Annotated in this window: 14 protein-coding genes; 3 read left to right on the top strand and 11 right to left on the bottom strand. The window is 41.5% G+C overall.

Annotation, left to right across the window (positions count from 1 at the left end; all coding sequences use genetic code 11):
- Positions 1-15 precede the first annotated feature (15 nt).
- The 3 genes from VCA1004_RS03255 to VCA1004_RS03245 all read right to left on the bottom strand — a co-directional run bounded on the left by VCA1004_RS03255 (position 16) and on the right by VCA1004_RS03245 (position 2,576).
- Positions 16-1,005, bottom strand: coding sequence for a surface lipoprotein assembly modifier (locus VCA1004_RS03255; protein ID WP_086982495.1), 990 nt, complete (start codon positions 1,003-1,005; stop codon positions 16-18).
- 214 nt (positions 1,006-1,219) lie between these two features.
- Positions 1,220-1,972 (bottom strand): DUF2884 family protein, encoded by a 753-nt coding sequence (locus VCA1004_RS03250; protein ID WP_086982493.1) that lies wholly within the window; start codon positions 1,970-1,972, stop codon positions 1,220-1,222.
- A gap of 118 nt (positions 1,973-2,090) precedes the next feature.
- A complete protein-coding gene (locus tag VCA1004_RS03245; protein WP_086982491.1) occupies positions 2,091-2,576 on the bottom strand; it encodes a GreA/GreB family elongation factor in 486 nt (161 codons plus the stop codon).
- A gap of 102 nt (positions 2,577-2,678) precedes the next feature.
- Between VCA1004_RS03245 and VCA1004_RS03240 the strand changes: the two genes are divergently transcribed.
- A complete protein-coding gene (locus VCA1004_RS03240) occupies positions 2,679-4,652 on the top strand; it encodes a RecQ family ATP-dependent DNA helicase (RefSeq protein ID WP_086982488.1) in 1,974 nt (657 codons plus the stop codon).
- 129 nt (positions 4,653-4,781) lie between these two features.
- On the opposite strand, the gene VCA1004_RS03235 is transcribed toward VCA1004_RS03240, so the two are convergent.
- The 3 genes from VCA1004_RS03235 to purL all read right to left on the bottom strand — a co-directional run bounded on the left by VCA1004_RS03235 (position 4,782) and on the right by purL (position 9,825).
- Positions 4,782-4,991 (bottom strand): DUF3622 domain-containing protein, encoded by a 210-nt coding sequence (locus VCA1004_RS03235; RefSeq protein WP_086982486.1) that lies wholly within the window; start codon positions 4,989-4,991, stop codon positions 4,782-4,784.
- Positions 4,992-5,106: 115 nt separating this feature from the next.
- Positions 5,107-5,718 (bottom strand): YceI family protein, encoded by a 612-nt coding sequence (locus VCA1004_RS03230; protein WP_086982484.1) that lies wholly within the window; start codon positions 5,716-5,718, stop codon positions 5,107-5,109.
- 195 nt (positions 5,719-5,913) lie between these two features.
- Positions 5,914-9,825 (bottom strand): phosphoribosylformylglycinamidine synthase, encoded by a 3,912-nt coding sequence (gene purL, locus VCA1004_RS03225; protein WP_086982482.1) that lies wholly within the window; start codon positions 9,823-9,825, stop codon positions 5,914-5,916.
- A 414-nt stretch (positions 9,826-10,239) separates the two neighbouring features.
- Here purL and mltF point away from each other — a divergent pair, with 414 nt between their 5' ends.
- A complete protein-coding gene (gene mltF, locus VCA1004_RS03220) occupies positions 10,240-11,712 on the top strand; it encodes a membrane-bound lytic murein transglycosylase MltF (protein ID WP_232012617.1) in 1,473 nt (490 codons plus the stop codon).
- Positions 11,713-11,938: 226 nt separating this feature from the next.
- Positions 11,939-12,076, top strand: coding sequence for a hypothetical protein (locus VCA1004_RS15170; protein WP_164520817.1), 138 nt, complete (start codon positions 11,939-11,941; stop codon positions 12,074-12,076).
- Between the two features lie 66 nt (positions 12,077-12,142).
- Here VCA1004_RS15170 and tadA read toward each other — a convergent pair whose 3' ends face one another.
- From tadA to VCA1004_RS03195, 5 genes are all read right to left on the bottom strand, one after another.
- Positions 12,143-12,661, bottom strand: a complete 519-nt coding sequence (gene tadA / locus VCA1004_RS03215) for a tRNA adenosine(34) deaminase TadA (protein ID WP_086982478.1) — start codon at positions 12,659-12,661, stop codon at positions 12,143-12,145.
- 96 nt (positions 12,662-12,757) lie between these two features.
- Entirely contained in the window at positions 12,758-13,156 is a 399-nt protein-coding gene (locus VCA1004_RS03210; protein WP_086982476.1) for a type IV pilus modification PilV family protein, read from the bottom strand.
- Entirely contained in the window at positions 13,146-14,489 is a 1,344-nt protein-coding gene (locus VCA1004_RS03205; RefSeq protein ID WP_086982474.1) for a hypothetical protein, read from the bottom strand. Before VCA1004_RS03205 ends, VCA1004_RS03210 begins: the two co-directional genes overlap by 11 nt.
- Complete coding sequence (locus VCA1004_RS03200) at positions 14,489-15,082, bottom strand: PilW family protein (RefSeq protein WP_086982472.1); 594 nt, start codon at positions 15,080-15,082, stop codon at positions 14,489-14,491. The genes VCA1004_RS03205 and VCA1004_RS03200 overlap by 1 nt, the downstream gene beginning before the upstream one ends.
- A complete protein-coding gene (locus VCA1004_RS03195; RefSeq protein ID WP_086982470.1) occupies positions 15,060-15,638 on the bottom strand; it encodes a GspH/FimT family pseudopilin in 579 nt (192 codons plus the stop codon). The genes VCA1004_RS03200 and VCA1004_RS03195 overlap by 23 nt, the downstream gene beginning before the upstream one ends.
- Positions 15,639-15,669: the final 31 nt, after the last annotated feature.

The following is a 15,669-nucleotide window of genomic DNA, read 5'->3' as shown; positions in this document are numbered from 1 at the left end:
TTGTTTCAATGCTAATTAAAACACATAACGGAGCCCAGCGCCTAAAATCCAGCTTTCATATTCATAAAAATCAATATTTGATAGCTGCTCTCGATAACCCGCAAGCAGTCCGACGCCCACACCTTTCCAATCAAAAATATCATTATAAGTATAGGTCGCCACAACCCCGATAGCGTCATCTTCTTGAGTTAAGTTAAAAAGTGGGTGAATCTCATCAAATTTTGCGTATTGATACTTTAAGCTCAAGGTCAAGGTTGATTGCTGATACCGCTGAAACAAAGCAATTTGCCCGGTATAAGCATTAGAAGACACAGCCTCTCCGTTTGCCTGATTACGTAAATAAGAAAATGAACTGCGTAGCAAAGTTGAACGCGTTACTGGCGTCAAATAATAGAGTTCACCGTAGTACAGATCGCCTTCTCTATTGAGTTGTGACTGGATTTGAGAGCTATATTGGCTTGCACTCAACTCATCATCAAGTTTATTTTTGCCAGCGGAGATCTCCATACCTAACCCGGTATCAAAGATCTCTGAGTATTGCAGCCTCACCCCTTCGATGGTTTGATCGGTTTCTTGACGTTTGGCACCGACTAAAAAAGGATCTTGCCAAGTTTTACTCCCAATGATTCCAGGAATATAAGATAACTTCACAACCCCTACTTGATCGATATATTGCCCATAGCCTATTTGTATATGTGGCCGCCCAAGTGCAATATCGGAATTACTCGTACCAATAAAAAGTTGATTATCGCCTCCTGAAAAAGTGTAACTTAAATGGCTGCTGGCGACGGGGAAAACAAAGCCTTTCGATTCTCTTTTGCCTTTATCCTCCAAAGAAGTAATGGTCTCGCTGCCTGAATCTGCTTGTGAATTTGATTGAGTGACCCCGACTAAAAACATCGCGGTACCTGAGACGCCTTCTTGCCATTGGCCAGTCTCTTGCGCATAAACCTTAGCTAAAGGGCTAGCTATCATAAATAGCAGCAAAGCCTGTCTAATCCTCATTATCACTCCTTGAAAGGTAAAGTTCCGTATATTGAATTGTGAACAAAAAAATACCAGTTAATTTACGTTAACTGGTATTTATTCAAATAACAAAACAAATTATAAACTGAATTTCATCAGGCTTTATTTTTATAACACCTAGGTTTCATAATACTCAGATCTAATGAGATCTGTCTCTTAGTCACAGCAATCCAGTTAAATTCATTTCTATTTTCTAAATCACAAAAACTTCATATCCTTTTAATTCAGGAATTTGTTGGCGAAGTTCAGCTTCATCTTTTGCTAAACCTTGTAAGTTTTCACAATAGGTATTGGCTTCTTTTTGTAACTCAGCAGAATTTGTTTCTAATTTACTTTGCACATTCGCTTTTAAATCAATGAGCTTATTTTGTAGCTCGCTTAAATTAACGCTGCCGTCTTGTTGCATTTGTTTTGATAAAACAGCAAAGGCACTGGAGAAAAATTCGCCATTGAAACGCTGCATGGCGGCAGCTGAATCCGATTTCCAATTCGATATTGCTTGGTTGATGGCATCCTTTTTCAATACCCACTCACCATTGTTGTAGTAGCGAGACTCAATATCAGCATAAAAATCATTCATGGCCTGTTTTAAATTATTAAACGAGTTAGGGTCTTGGAATGAATTACTGACATCATCGATCACTTCATTAGCAAGCTCGACACCTTGATCGGCAATCTCTTTGGCTTTCGGTATGTAAGTACTGACTTTTTCACGATAAGTTTTAACCGCTTGTTGCTGCAATTGGTTCAAGTCTAACTTATCGCCATTAATAAAAATTTGATTGTTTTGATCAATCACAACTTTCGGTTTGCCTTGTTGATAAACCGATACCACATTGTCTTTTAAACGCAATTCATTCTGAATATTAATATCACACTTAGGTGTTTGAGCCATCGCCGTCATCGACGACAAGGTTAATACTGTAGCCAACCATGTTTTTTTCATTTAAAGCGTCCCATTAGAGATGAGTAAAGTCTTCGTCGCAGGTAAATGTCCTAACATTAACCATAGCAAGATAAACGAATGTAACGTCAGTAATAAGTGAAATCATTCAGCATTTCAATTAAAACAATCTAATCACTTCATAATTCTTGCTATTTTCACCAACTTTTAACACAAAATCGTCATCAACGTATTTTTTGTTCATACTTTGACCAAGCGGCGAAGCTAAGGTAATTAAGTGAATGGTTTTATGATTAAATTCTACATTTAAGCCCCCTGCAACTGGGCTGATAAAAAACCATTTAGAGCATTCCTGTTGAACATCATACAGCTCAACTAAGGCGCCTAAACCAATCTCATCATCTTGGCTATAAGTTTGCGGTATTAAAGCTTTAAAACTTCGGATATCTTGCAAACATTGCTCGACTCTTTGTGCCTGCCCATGCGCTAAGTAAGCGGCTTCTAAACTTAATGTGTCATATTTATGCTCAGGAATATTTTCTTTATCCGTTGCAGTCTTAATTGCCGTTTGAGTCGCTTGATGAGCGACATCATGAAGACGAATCAAAGCTTTTGTGATCACTTGGTGCAACATTTCTTTATTCATAGAATCCTGCAAGTTCCTTTTTCATTCATGCCGCTAACAGGCTAAGATACTTTCTCATATTGAATTATCTTATTTTGAATTAATTGACGATACGTGGGTGTTATGGAGCAGATTCAGCAAACCTTACAAGAGTACTTTGGCTTTACTCATTTAAGAGGTGGGCAACAAAAAGTTATTGAGGCCATTCTTGCTGGTCATTCTGCTGCGGCAATTTTTCCAACCGGTTCAGGAAAGTCATTGTGTTATCAATTACCAGCGCTCATTTTGCCAAATTTAACCCTAGTAATCTCTCCTTTACTGGCGCTGATGAAAGATCAATTAGAATTTTTACACAGTAAAGGTATTGCCGCAGCCTCTATCGATTCTAGCCAGGACAAAGAAACCACTAACCGAACGATGCAACAAGTTCGAAATGGTGACATTAAAGTCTTGATGATCTCTGTAGAAAGGCTGAAAAATGAACGTTTTCGTCAGTTTATTTCACAAGTCCCTATTTCAATGCTTGTTGTAGATGAAGCGCACTGTATTTCAGAGTGGGGGCATAATTTCCGTCCTGATTATCTCAAGCTCCCTTTCTACTGCCAAAGTTTGAATATTCCGCAGGTATTGTTATTAACGGCAACGGCAACACCAGCTGTCATTCAAGACATGAGCCAAAAATTTAATATCAACCAAGATAACATTACGGTTACTGGTTTTTATCGCTCCAACCTCGATTTATCGGTCTTACCGTGTGAAGAACCAGATAAACCACAAGCTTTAGTCGATTTATTATGTAAACAGCCTAGCTTACCCACCATTGTCTATGTCACGTTACAGCATACTGCTGAGCAAGTAGCCCAATATTTACAACAACACGGACTCAATGCGTTGGCTTATCATGCTGGACTTGAATCAGAATTGCGTCAACGTATTCAACAGCAATTCATGCAAGGGGAGGTCCCTTGTATTGTAGCGACCATTGCTTTTGGTATGGGTATTGATAAAGCGGATATTCGCCGAGTGGTGCATTACGATCTGCCTAAATCGATAGAAAACTACTCACAAGAAATTGGTCGTGCTGGACGAGATGGTAAACCGTCTTATTGTACGGTACTCGCCAATAAATCCGGACTCAATGTCTTAGAAAACTTTGTTTATGGTGATACTCCCGACTCGCAGTCCATCCATTACTTATTGGAATCGATTTTTGAACAGCAAAGCGCTTCCGGATTATGGGAAGTCATGCTCACTCGCTTATCTCGTGATACCAATATTCGCCAATTGCCATTAAAAACATTATTAGTGTACCTAGAGTTACAACACATCATTCAAGCCAAGTACAGTTATTACGCTGAATATCGCTTCAAACATATTGCCTCTGAAGCAGAGATCTTGGCGCGCTTTCCCGCTGCAGGCCAACACGCTGAGCGTCACCAGTTTATCCAAGCGATTTTTAGTTGCTCAAAAATCGCTAAAACATGGCGCAGTGTAGATTTTGATGCCTTATGGATGGGCTATCATGCCGACCGTAAACGTGTGATCGCCGCGCTTGATTATTTCCATGAACAAGGTTTAATCGAATTAGAAAGCAAGCAAATCACCGACGTTTACCAAGTGCTTAATGACCAATCCAAAGCTCACGATCATCAAGTCGTCGCTCAACAATTAGCGCAGCTATTTAAGCAAAAAGAACATGGTGATCTAAACCGAATCCAAACACTCATTGATTTATTCGAAAGCCCGTCCTGCTTGAGTTCCAAGCTAGCCAGTTACTTTTTAGATCATGATGTTCCAAATACTTGCGGACATTGTAGCGTGTGCCGTGGCAAGATTGCGAAATTGCCAATTCCCTTTCTTGATGACGTTGCTTTAGACTCGGTAAGGTCATGGTTAAAACCTTATCAACAAGCCTTTAAAGATAGCGAAAAATCTCTATCTTGGACTTTAACCATCGAGGCTCAAACACGCTTCTTATGCGGCATCGCTACTCCGTTAAGCAGCCAATTAAAAGCATCAAAAATGGACGGTTATGGCAAGCTCGAACACTACCCTTTTGCTCAGGTTCAGAGCTGGGTTACACAAGCGCTTGATTGAACAAATGATTCCAAGCTATTGCTCAAACTGCGCCAATCAAACTCGCGTATATTTCATTGAACCTACAATAAAAAAACGATCACTTTGCAGTGATCGTTTCCATTGCCTGTACTCTATTTTGAGTTGCGATTATTTCGCAGAACGGCGTTTATTACGCTCAGCTTGAATCTTTTGAAATTCAATCAATTCTTTTTCAGCCCATTCTTTCGCTTCGGCTTCCGTCGCAAAACCAAGCTGACGCTTAGAAACTAATGTTCTACGTGAAGTAATTTGACGGATAATTTCAGCCGCCCAACCATTACGTTTTTCTACTAATTGATAATTGTATTTTTTACTCATGATACTTTGACCATTCCTACCCCAAATAAGGAAACATTCGCTCTGGCATAGGAATAAATTAGGCGCGTATTACAGCATAATTTCCGATAAAAAGATGTAATTTTGTTACCGCTATTTATTCTGCTTGAAAAACAAACTGCGCAGTCACTGGAATTATTGGTGAAATAACCTCTAAATTAGCGATATTTTGCAATGCTTTAATGCCATCAGACATCCCAAATAAATCTGCGTTAATTAAAATAGGTTCAAGTGTATTGATGGAAAATGATCCATCTTCTATAGCGACAACCGAAACGTGAGTTTGAATACTTTGTTGCTGGTCATGTAAAGACAACACTGCATTCAATGGTACGATTTTTTGCTCCCCGAGTTTCATTTGTTGTAATGGCTTCATATCAATTTGAGCACTTAAACTGGCTTCAGGATAATGCAACACATTAAACAGCTTCTCTTTTATTCTTTGATCGCGGATATCAACTTTAGTATCAACACTCGCTAAATCAATATCCACTACGGCTGCGCCTTGGTCATTAATGATCCCCGTAATCGTCTTAAACTGATTCACCTCAGCGATAGTTGAATTTTTTACTGTAATAAAATGTACTTGAGAGAGTTTAGGGTCCAAATGCCATGCTGCTAAAGATGGTTGTGAAAAAACGGTGCAAGCAGCAGGGAGCATGACTGGAATAACATGTCTCAACCATTGAGAGGGGATGATTGTCTTCATGGTTGCCTTCCTAGATTGTGTTAAAACGGGTGTTTACTATAGTTTATGCTGCCTTTGTAAGAATTAAGTACTCACAATGTCAGGGCTTTATTAATTTTATGACAATATGAAAAAACGGCCACCGAAGTGACCGTCTTATGCTTGCTTAGCTTTTTCAAGTAACGAGAAGCGAAGCGCTCAAGCTACGAAAATCGATTAACCTATATGCTTACGTGCGTTACGGAACATACGCATCCATGGGCTGTCTTCATTCCAGTCCTCGGGATGCCATGAGTTCGCAACCGTTCTAAACACACGCTCAGGGTGCGGCATCATAATACTCACACGACCATCAGTAGTCGTTAAACCGGTAATCGCATTAGGTGAGCCATTCGGGTTATTCGGATATTGCTGAGTTGGGTTACCCATATTATCCACATAACGTAGTGTCACCGTACCAGAATCTTCAATCGCTTGTAGATGTGTATTATCACGCACTTCAACACGCCCTTCACCATGAGAAACCGCGATAGGCATACGAGAGCCCGCCATTCCATTAAAGAAGGCTGATTTTGACTCCTGCACTTCCACTAAGCTAAAGCGAGCTTCAAAACGCTCAGATTCATTGCGCACAAAACGTGGCCATAAATCAGCTCCAGGAATTAAATCGCGTAGATTCGATAGCATTTGACAACCATTACACACGCCCAAAGCAATCGTTTCTTGGCGTTCAAAGAAGGCCATGAATTGCTCACGTGCATTATCGTTGAACAAAATCGATTTCGCCCAACCTTCACCAGCACCTAATACGTCACCGTAAGAGAAGCCACCACAAGCGACTAAGCCTTGGTATTCTTCTAATGCCGCTTGGCCAGTTAAGATGTCACTCATGTGAATGTCTGTCGCATCAAAGCCTGCACGGTCAAACGCTGCCGCCATTTCAACGTGAGAGTTAACCCCTTGTTCACGCAAAATCGCCATTTTGGGTTTAGCGCCCTTATTTATCATAGCGGAGGCAATATAAGGCGCGGCAATATCTTCGTTGATATCAAAGCTGAGTTTAACGTTTAACCCCGGATCGCTGTTGTCTGCTTTAGCAGCAAATTCTTGGTCGGCACACGCAGAGTTATCACGCAATGCTTGCATCTTATGGGTTGTTTCTGCCCAAATAGTGCGAAGTTCAGTGCGATTGCGCTCAAGGACAACCGTGTTACCAGAAGTGATCACAATAGAATCAGATGCATCAACAGCGCCAATCACGTGTGAGCAAGATGCTAAGCCATTTTCAGCTAACACAGCTTGAACGACGTCAAGATCGTCATTGCGAACCTGAATTACCGCACCTAATTCTTCATTGAATAATGCGGCTAAGCTATCTTCACCTAAAGCAGCAATATTTGCTTTCACACCACAGTGACCAGCAAACGCCATTTCAGCAAGAGTAACAAATAAACCACCATCACCTTTATCGTGGTAAGCCAGAAGCTTGTTGTCACGAACCAAAGACTGCATGCCAGTATAAAAGCCTTTTAACTGCTCGGCGTTATCAACATCGGCAGGTTTATCACCCAGTTGTTTGTAAACTTGCGCCAGCGCCGTCGCGCCCATGCGGTTTTTACCATTACCTAAATCAACTAAGATCAGGCTAGTATCACCTTTGTTGATTTGCAGTTGAGGTGTAACGGTTTTACGTACATCTTCAACGCGTGCAAACGCCGTGATCACCAATGACAATGGAGACGTCACTTCACGCTCTTCACCATCTTGCTGCCATTTAGTCTTCATCGACATAGAGTCTTTACCCACAGGGATAGTTAGACCTAATGCAGGACAAAGCTCTTCACCGACCGCTTTTACCGCTTCATACAGACCGGCATCTTCACCCGGGTGACCGGCTGGAGACATCCAGTTCGCCGACAATTTAATGTGTTTAATATCACCAATATCCGTCGCCGCAATGTTAGTGATGGATTCACCCACCGCTAAACGTGCTGATGCGCCAAAATCAAGTAATGCTACTGGCGTACGCTCACCCAGAGACATCGCTTCACCATGATAAGAATCATAACTTGCAGCGGTCACAGCGCAGTTGGCTACAGGAACCTGCCAAGGACCGACCATTTGATCGCGAGCCACAAGCCCCGTCACTGTACGGTCACCAATAGTGATAAGGAAAGTTTTCTCTGCCACCGTTGGAAGGCGTAGTACGCGGTCTACTGCTTCATTAAGCTCAATACCACTGCGATCAATGGCTAGATTATTAGCTTTTAGCGTTTTGGCATCACGGTGCATCTTAGGCGTTTTACCTAAAAGAACATCCATCGGCATATCGATTGGTGTATTGTCGAAATGTGAATCTTCTAATTTCAATTCACGCTCTTCGGTTGCCACACCAACCACAGCATAAGGGGCACGTTCACGCTGACAAATCGCATCAAACGTTTCCATATTTTCTGGTGCAACCGCCATTACGTAGCGCTCTTGAGATTCGTTACACCAAATTTCTAATGGGCTCATTCCAGGCTCATCGTTCGGCACATCACGCAACTGGAAAATGCCGCCACGTTCGCCATCATCCACCAACTCAGGTAAGGCGTTAGAAATACCGCCCGCGCCCACATCATGAATAAAGGCGATTGGGTTTGCATCCCCTAACTGCCAACAACGGTCGATCACTTCTTGGCAACGACGTTCCATTTCTGGGTTCTCGCGTTGAACAGAAGCAAAATCGAGATCTTCCGCCGATTGACCTGACGCCATAGAAGATGCTGCACCGCCACCAAGACCGATGTTCATTGCTGGGCCACCTAAAACAATTAAGCTTGCGCCAACAGGAATTTCTTTCTTCTGAACGTGTTCATCACGGATATTGCCCATACCACCAGCCAGCATGATTGGCTTGTGGTAACCACGAATTTCTTCACCGTTATGAGAATTGACTTTCTCTTCATAAGTACGGAAGTAACCCAATAAGTTAGGACGACCGAATTCATTGTTAAATGCCGCGCCCCCTAATGGGCCTTCTAGCATGATATCTAGCGCAGTGACGATACGGCTTGGTTTACCAAAATCGGTTTCCCAAGGCTGTACGAAGTTTGGAATTTTAAGGTTAGATACCGAGAAGCCGACTAAACCTGCTTTTGGCTTACCACCAATACCGGTTGCGCCTTCATCACGAATTTCACCACCAGAACCAGTAGAAGCGCCCGGCCAAGGAGAAATAGCGGTTGGGTGGTTATGAGTCTCTACTTTCATCAAGATATGAGCTTGTTCTTGATGGTAACCATATTGACGTGTTTTAGGATCAGGGAAGAAACGACCAACGGTAGAGCCTGTCATGACCGCTGCGTTATCTTTATAAGCAGACAACACGTGATCCGGCGTCACTTCAAAGGTGTTTTTAATCATTTTGAACAATGATTTTTCTTGCGCCACACCATCAATCGTCCAATCCGCATTAAAGATTTTGTGACGGCAGTGTTCAGAGTTCGCTTGAGCAAACATCATCAATTCAATATCAGTCGGATTACGTTTCAGCTTTTGCGTAAAGCTTTCAACTAGGTATTCAATTTCTTCTTCAGCTAACGCAAGGCCAAGCGTAATGTTCGCCTCTTCTAACGCAGCACGGCCACCTGAAAGCAAATCAACCTCAGTTAATGGTGCTGGCTCTGCCACTTTGAATAAAGCCTCGGCTTGTTCGAAATCGCTAAAGACTACTTCCATCATGCGATCGTGTAATAAGGCTTTTAACTCAATAAGTTGCAATTCAGATAGATCAACCGAAGATTCAACATAATAGGCCGTACCGCGTTCAAGTCGTTTAATTTGCTTTAAGCCACAGTTGTGAGCAATGTCGGTTGCTTTTGACGACCAAGGAGAGATGGTGCCGGGACGAGGTGTAGTAAGAAGAAGTAACCCTTGAGGTTCATGATCCTCGATGGTTGGGCCGTAAGTCAGTAGCTTTTCAAGCTTAGAAAGCTCTTGCGGATTCAGCTCAGAAGTGAGGTCTGCAAAATGCGTAAATTCAGCATAGATGCCAGACACAGGTAGATTCAATTCACGACAAAGCTCTAAAAGCTTATTGACACGAAACTCGGATAAAGCGGGTGAACCACGCAAAATTCTCATGTGCTTAGGTCTCTTTAGCAGTTGTTTTTAAAAAGAAAAGTGATATTGAAATCCATTCATAAGTGCCTCTTACAACCTCACTAAGCAACAGATTTCAATTTCACCTCTATAGCAAATTAACATCAACCTTCAACCTTTGCGGCGTATTATAGAGCAATTTTCTGTGAGACGTAACTCAAAAAGCAACCGTTTGCGCAATTTTTTTGATTCCCGTCTTTTTATCAAAAATAGCTAACCTAAAAAGGCCAGTTATTACCTATTAACCCCTCTTCCCGCTCCCTACATTCGCCACAATTATTGCTGTGAATTTTGCTGATATCGACGCCATTTGGTATAAAGTAGCTTCTAATGGCTTTATGAGATTTCCTTTTGAGCACTCTTTACTCTCATTTTAAATGTAAGCGACTGGTTTTTATGGCTTTTGTGGTTACTTTCCTCACCGCCTGTCAACCAGATACTCAATCAATGACCGATTTGGAGAAGATCCAAGAACGTGGTGTTCTACGTGTTGGAACACTCAACAACCAACTGTCTTATTTTATAGGACCGGAAGGCCCTACAGGTCTGGAATATGAATTAGCGAAACAGTTTGCAGATGAACTTGGGGTAAAATTAGAAATCAAGCCGGCTTATCATTTAACAGGCTTACTTCCTGCTCTAGACAATCAAGAAGTTGATATTGTGGCTGCTGGTTTAAGCCATACTCCGTCACGCTTAAAACGCTATAACGCGGGCCCGGCTTATTATTATATTAGCCAACAAGTTATCTATAAGAAGGGAACGTGGCGTCCAAGAAACCTACAGCAATTGATTGATAAAGGGGCCGAATTGACCGTAGTTAAAGGTTCTCAATATGACTACACCCTGCAACAACTCAGTAAAATTCATCCTGATTTAAAATGGAAAACCAGTGCGACAGAAGACAACACCGATCTTCTAAAGGATGTTTCAGAAGGTAAGCTAGGCTTTACGGTCGTTGACTCAGTGTCCCTGTCTATCACCCAACGGTTACATCCCAATTTAGCCCTAGCGTTTGAATTAACCGAAGACCAACCGGTATCTTGGTTTATCAGAAAAAGTGATGATGACTCACTTTACGCCTTAATGGTCGAGTTCTTTGGCAGCTTTAATCAATCCGGTCAACTGGCCAGTTTGGAAGAAAAATACTTTGGCCACATTCAAAGCTTTGATTATGTTGATACCCGTGCTTTTATTCGCTCACTTGACTCTAAGCTACCTAAATATAAACACTTATTTCAAAAGTATTCGAAAGAATTTGATTGGCGTTTAATTGCGGCTTTATCTTATCAAGAGTCTCATTGGAACCCTTATGCCAAATCACCAACAGGCGTAAGAGGCATGATGATGTTAACGCAATCTACCGCGAAAATGGTTGGAGTGACGAACCGCTTAAACCCCGATAAATCGGTTTATGGTGGGGTTGAGTATTTACGCCGCATGGTCGAACGAATCCCGGATTCTATTCCAGATCATGAAAAAATCTGGTTTGCTCTCGCTTCTTACAACGTGGGTTATGGCCATGTTATGGATGCAAGACGCATTACCCAACACGAAGGTGGCAACCCTGATTCATGGACGGACGTTAAAGAACGCTTACCTAAACTGCGCATTCCAGGCTATTACAAATACACCCGCTATGGATTTGCCCGAGGTGATGAAGCCAAAAATTATGTTGAAAATATACGTCGCTATTATCAAACCATCATAGGTTATGAAGCGGAAACACAACCGAATCAAGATGGCTCAGCTCAAGATGACGATTTCCAAGTGATTAGTCCCATGATTGATTTACAAGCAGAAAGTGCAGCTTTGTCGCTAGAGCAAGATAATGAGTCTCTGTCTTTAGAAGAGACCTCTCATCAATAAAATTGATAAGTAAATAAATCAAATGGCAAGTGAATAAATGAAAAAGTGAGATCTTGGATCTCACTTTTTTTATGTCAAAAATAAATGGTTTATTTACCGAAAAAAGGGTTAGCTGGAAAAAATAAACTGTGCTAAAACTGTCATGGATATGTCACAAAAAGACGATATAAACAGAGAAGATATAAACAAAACAACAAACATTGCAAACTAAGAAGGAGGCATAAGAATGTTCTCTAAAAAGAAACCATTGAACAGAATCGTTCGCAATAAAGCGAGCTCTACGCGCAGAAAACGCATGCTCGCAAATAATAAAAAACAAGTGTTATGGCGTCACCGTTCTTACGTATTCTGGTCAGAAGTGTAAGACATAATCCCGACCATCGGCAAACATCCTTACTGACTTGTTTGCCGATAAATACCTCATTCGAAACTAATCTTTGGCTTTTCGCGCTTCTTTAATTTCTTTGCGTCTACGCTTAAAAAAAGCCTGTAATTGGTGTCGGCATTCTTCTTCAAGCAAGCCCCCTTCAACACGTGCGTGATGATAAGCGGCCTCACTCTTAAATAAATCAAGCACTGTTCCAGCCGCCCCCGCTTTCAAATCATAAGCACCAAACACAATTCGACCAACACGGCTGTGTAAAAGCGCACCAGCACACATAGGGCAAGGCTCTAACGTCACGTATAACGTGGTCTCTAATAAACGATAGTTTTGTAATTTTTGCCCCGCTTTTCGCAACGTGGTGATTTCAGCATGGGCCGTGGCATCATGATGGCTAATTGAGGCATTCCAACCTTCTGCAATAATCTCATCACCTTTTACCAACACCGCTCCAACTGGAACCTCGCCATGCGTTTCAGCAACAGCAGCTAACTCAATAGCACGCCGCATAAATTGTTGGTCTTGTTCAGTAAAAATAGGCGCTGATTCAGGGGTAGATAAAGACATTGCAGAGAACTCATAATAAACGGAACTTTAAATTATACCTGATTTATAGCGAAATACAGAGTCGCTAGCAGTCCGTTATCCTACGCAATCATTCCTTCAATTATCAAATTCATTATATTGCGAAATCATCGTTCTTAAGGCTACCGATTGACGTTCATTCCAACGGTTTTTCCAACCAGTTTCAATATCAATAACCTTAAGTTTATCATTCAGAGAGTTTGTGATTTTCCACTCTGTAATATATGGGCCTGAAACACTTTGCCCATCAGAGATGGAATTAAAAACGATAGTCCCATTGGCTCCACTGATAGAACGACTTCGAAAATACTCAAGCTGGGCTTCTGCAAGATGAAGAGCCTTAATACTATGTTCAGCGTAATCCGCTTGTCTTTCCATATAGGTTTGCAGTTTCACCAACCCCATGATCCCGACAATTAAAATCACAAATGTGATCAAAACTTCAATCAAGCTAAAGCCTCGTTGTTTAGAAATCATTCCATGATCCTTTTAGCCATGTCGGCTTTAATAATTGACCAAGTGGATTTTCGATTTTGGATTTATCATAGGAAAAGCTCACGCTACCATGAAAAACAGCCAGTTGACCCGGTGCATCAATCACCATCAACCCATCGGGTACATACGAACCGGTTAAATACATCACAGGTACAACCGCAATATCGTCATACACATTTTTGACAAATAGGCTTCCGGTGAAATTCTCCCAATGGTTTAAACTTGGTGAAAGCGGCAACGTATATAATTGATACAAAACACCATTAAAAGGCATACTTCCCGTTGACGATAAAATGCCATTTTGCACCACAACAATCGTCCCTTTTTGGCCTTGTCCCTGATCAGCAGTATAAATTTTGCTTCCATTCCCTATATCGCAGTCACCGTTTACCCAAATCAACTTTTCGCCACTTTCAATTTCTTGAGCAATTTTTTTATCACAAGCACAATTAACGGGGTCTCGCCCTGGTACACCATTCAAATAAGTAGAACATAAACCACCAGAGATCGATTTAAAGCGATCTTTAATTACCGATAATTGGGATTTTGGTACTCCAAATAATTCCTGAAATGGGTCAAAGTTGAGTTGGTAGGAGTAATCTGAAAAAAACAGAGCCTCACTCGCTAAAGCGTCCCCAGATTGATCTAATCCATCATTTTCGCTCTGCAATGAAATGGTCGTTAAACTAGAAATAGAGGTTGTATATTCAGGCGCTTTACACTTGACGCCATTAACAAAGGCTTCTTGACTGGTTGGAATCTTCGTATTCAATGTACTTGCAGCACTCGAAGACGCTGGCGCTAAATACAAATTATTAGAATAAGTCACACTGACACAGGAATATTCACCATTAGGCATTTTTTCTAATGGTTGAGGATGAAAGTCATAAGAACCCACAAAATAAATATCAGAACTTGCTGATAGTGCCCCCATAGCCCCCACCGTTGGGACTCTTAACACTTTCGCGATTCGATAACCATTTTCGACAGACTCAACGCTGTAAAGGTTCGAGAAACCTTGCCTGGTAATGTGAATTTTATTCGCATCATCACACTCTGTGTATGACACTAAATGAGGTTCGGTTGAGGACACATCGATAACTGTCGCCAAGGCACATTCCAAGCGCCCCTCCGCTTTCCAATGTAGTTGGCGAGCGGCAATTTCATTTTGTACTCGCTTACTTTGAAAAAAGACACCTTTATAGCTCACAAGTGAAAGGACTAAGGCTCCAGACAAAAGCATCACCACCACCAATAACATGGCTGCCCCTTGTTGATGAGCATAAGCCTTTAAATAACGCCCTCGAGATAACATTAGTTCCAGTTCCTTTGCTTAATTTGAGTACTTAAGGTTTGAGTATGCGTCCCATCATTAAGAGAGGCCGTTAATGATAAGTTGATCAAAGCCGAACTGACCGAGCCTCCTAAAGGCGTTTCCGAAACCACAAATGAATCCACTCTTAATCTATGTTGATCCAAGAGCGACAGGGCTGGAGTACAAGCATTCACTATAGGAACAACCTCCGTATTGACACATAATTTCAACTTTGCATCATCCAATAAAAACGTGACTTGAGTGTAGTCGCCATCTGGTTTTTTATAGGTATAGGCTAAACTTGAGTGAGAAGTACTTATCACATTAAATGCACCAGATAACATTAACGAAGCCCCTTCAGAGCCATTAAACCCTGCTCGTTGAGCATCTTCTTTGATATAACGTAGCGCTTCATTAATGCCTTGAATCACCAATAAACGTTGCATTCGTTCCGTCGCTAATTGCTGCCCTGACAGAAAAATACTGCCAACGGCAATCATCACCACAATACTGATTGTAGAAGCCACCAGCATTTCAATTAATGAGACCCCTAATTGACGACTACGTAGGTTACTTACAGGGCGGAAAACCATAAAATGCTCCGTCTTTACCACAAATTCGAATACGCCCAGTAATATTGCTAAACACTAATTTGAGCCTTTTATGATTATCGATAAAAAAAGATAAACTAGAAGATTGATTCGGCTTTCCGTTCACTGGTTCAAACTCTAATTTTGACAGTAAGCTAGAGTTATTCGCCTTTGGAAAATTCATCGTTACATATTTAAATGGCTGTCCATCTAGATACATCAGTGCGTCAGTTTGTGCCGAAGAAAGTGAGGCTACCGGGGTACTTGTGAGTCGAGTCGCCAACCCCCACTCACCACTATCAGGGGCTCCTACTTGCACAAAATGAAGATAAACAGTCTGATTGCGTAATACCGCTTCTGATTTGCTTTGAACAAAGAAACCTTGCAGCTCTTCAGCCAATCGCTGCATTTTGGCCTGTTCACTCATCCCACTAAACGATGGCACGGCAACCGCCAATAAAATGCTCAAAACAACCACAGCAATCAGCATTTCAATTAATGTAAACCCTCGAGCCATTCCCCAAAATCCTTTGTAACTAGTTACATTCTGATTTTTCATCTTGCGCCGATGCTAGCACTTAACAAAAATG

The sequence above is a fragment of the Vibrio aphrogenes genome, from assembly GCF_002157735.2.
Taxonomy (GTDB): domain Bacteria; phylum Pseudomonadota; class Gammaproteobacteria; order Enterobacterales; family Vibrionaceae; genus Vibrio; species Vibrio aphrogenes.
This window is presented reverse-complemented; position numbering and strand designations above follow the sequence as displayed.

Coding starts and splice junctions, on each gene's coding strand:
- VCA1004_RS15170 (WP_164520817.1), top strand. CDS start 11,939: ATGTTCTCTAAAAAGAAACCATTGAACAGAATCGTTCGCAATAAAGCG.
- VCA1004_RS03250 (WP_086982493.1), bottom strand. CDS start 1,972: ATGAAAAAAACATGGTTGGCTACAGTATTAACCTTGTCGTCGATGACG.
- mltF (WP_232012617.1), top strand. CDS start 10,240: ATGGCTTTTGTGGTTACTTTCCTCACCGCCTGTCAACCAGATACTCAA.
- purL (WP_086982482.1), bottom strand. CDS start 9,825: ATGAGAATTTTGCGTGGTTCACCCGCTTTATCCGAGTTTCGTGTCAAT.
- VCA1004_RS03230 (WP_086982484.1), bottom strand. CDS start 5,718: ATGAAGACAATCATCCCCTCTCAATGGTTGAGACATGTTATTCCAGTC.
- VCA1004_RS03245 (WP_086982491.1), bottom strand. CDS start 2,576: ATGAATAAAGAAATGTTGCACCAAGTGATCACAAAAGCTTTGATTCGT.
- VCA1004_RS03200 (WP_086982472.1), bottom strand. CDS start 15,082: ATGGTTTTCCGCCCTGTAAGTAACCTACGTAGTCGTCAATTAGGGGTC.
- VCA1004_RS03255 (WP_086982495.1), bottom strand. CDS start 1,005: ATGAGGATTAGACAGGCTTTGCTGCTATTTATGATAGCTAGCCCTTTA.
- VCA1004_RS03210 (WP_086982476.1), bottom strand. CDS start 13,156: ATGATTTCTAAACAACGAGGCTTTAGCTTGATTGAAGTTTTGATCACA.
- VCA1004_RS03240 (WP_086982488.1), top strand. CDS start 2,679: ATGGAGCAGATTCAGCAAACCTTACAAGAGTACTTTGGCTTTACTCAT.
- VCA1004_RS03195 (WP_086982470.1), bottom strand. CDS start 15,638: ATGAAAAATCAGAATGTAACTAGTTACAAAGGATTTTGGGGAATGGCT.
- VCA1004_RS03205 (WP_086982474.1), bottom strand. CDS start 14,489: ATGTTATCTCGAGGGCGTTATTTAAAGGCTTATGCTCATCAACAAGGG.
- tadA (WP_086982478.1), bottom strand. CDS start 12,661: ATGTCTTTATCTACCCCTGAATCAGCGCCTATTTTTACTGAACAAGAC.
- VCA1004_RS03235 (WP_086982486.1), bottom strand. CDS start 4,991: ATGAGTAAAAAATACAATTATCAATTAGTAGAAAAACGTAATGGTTGG.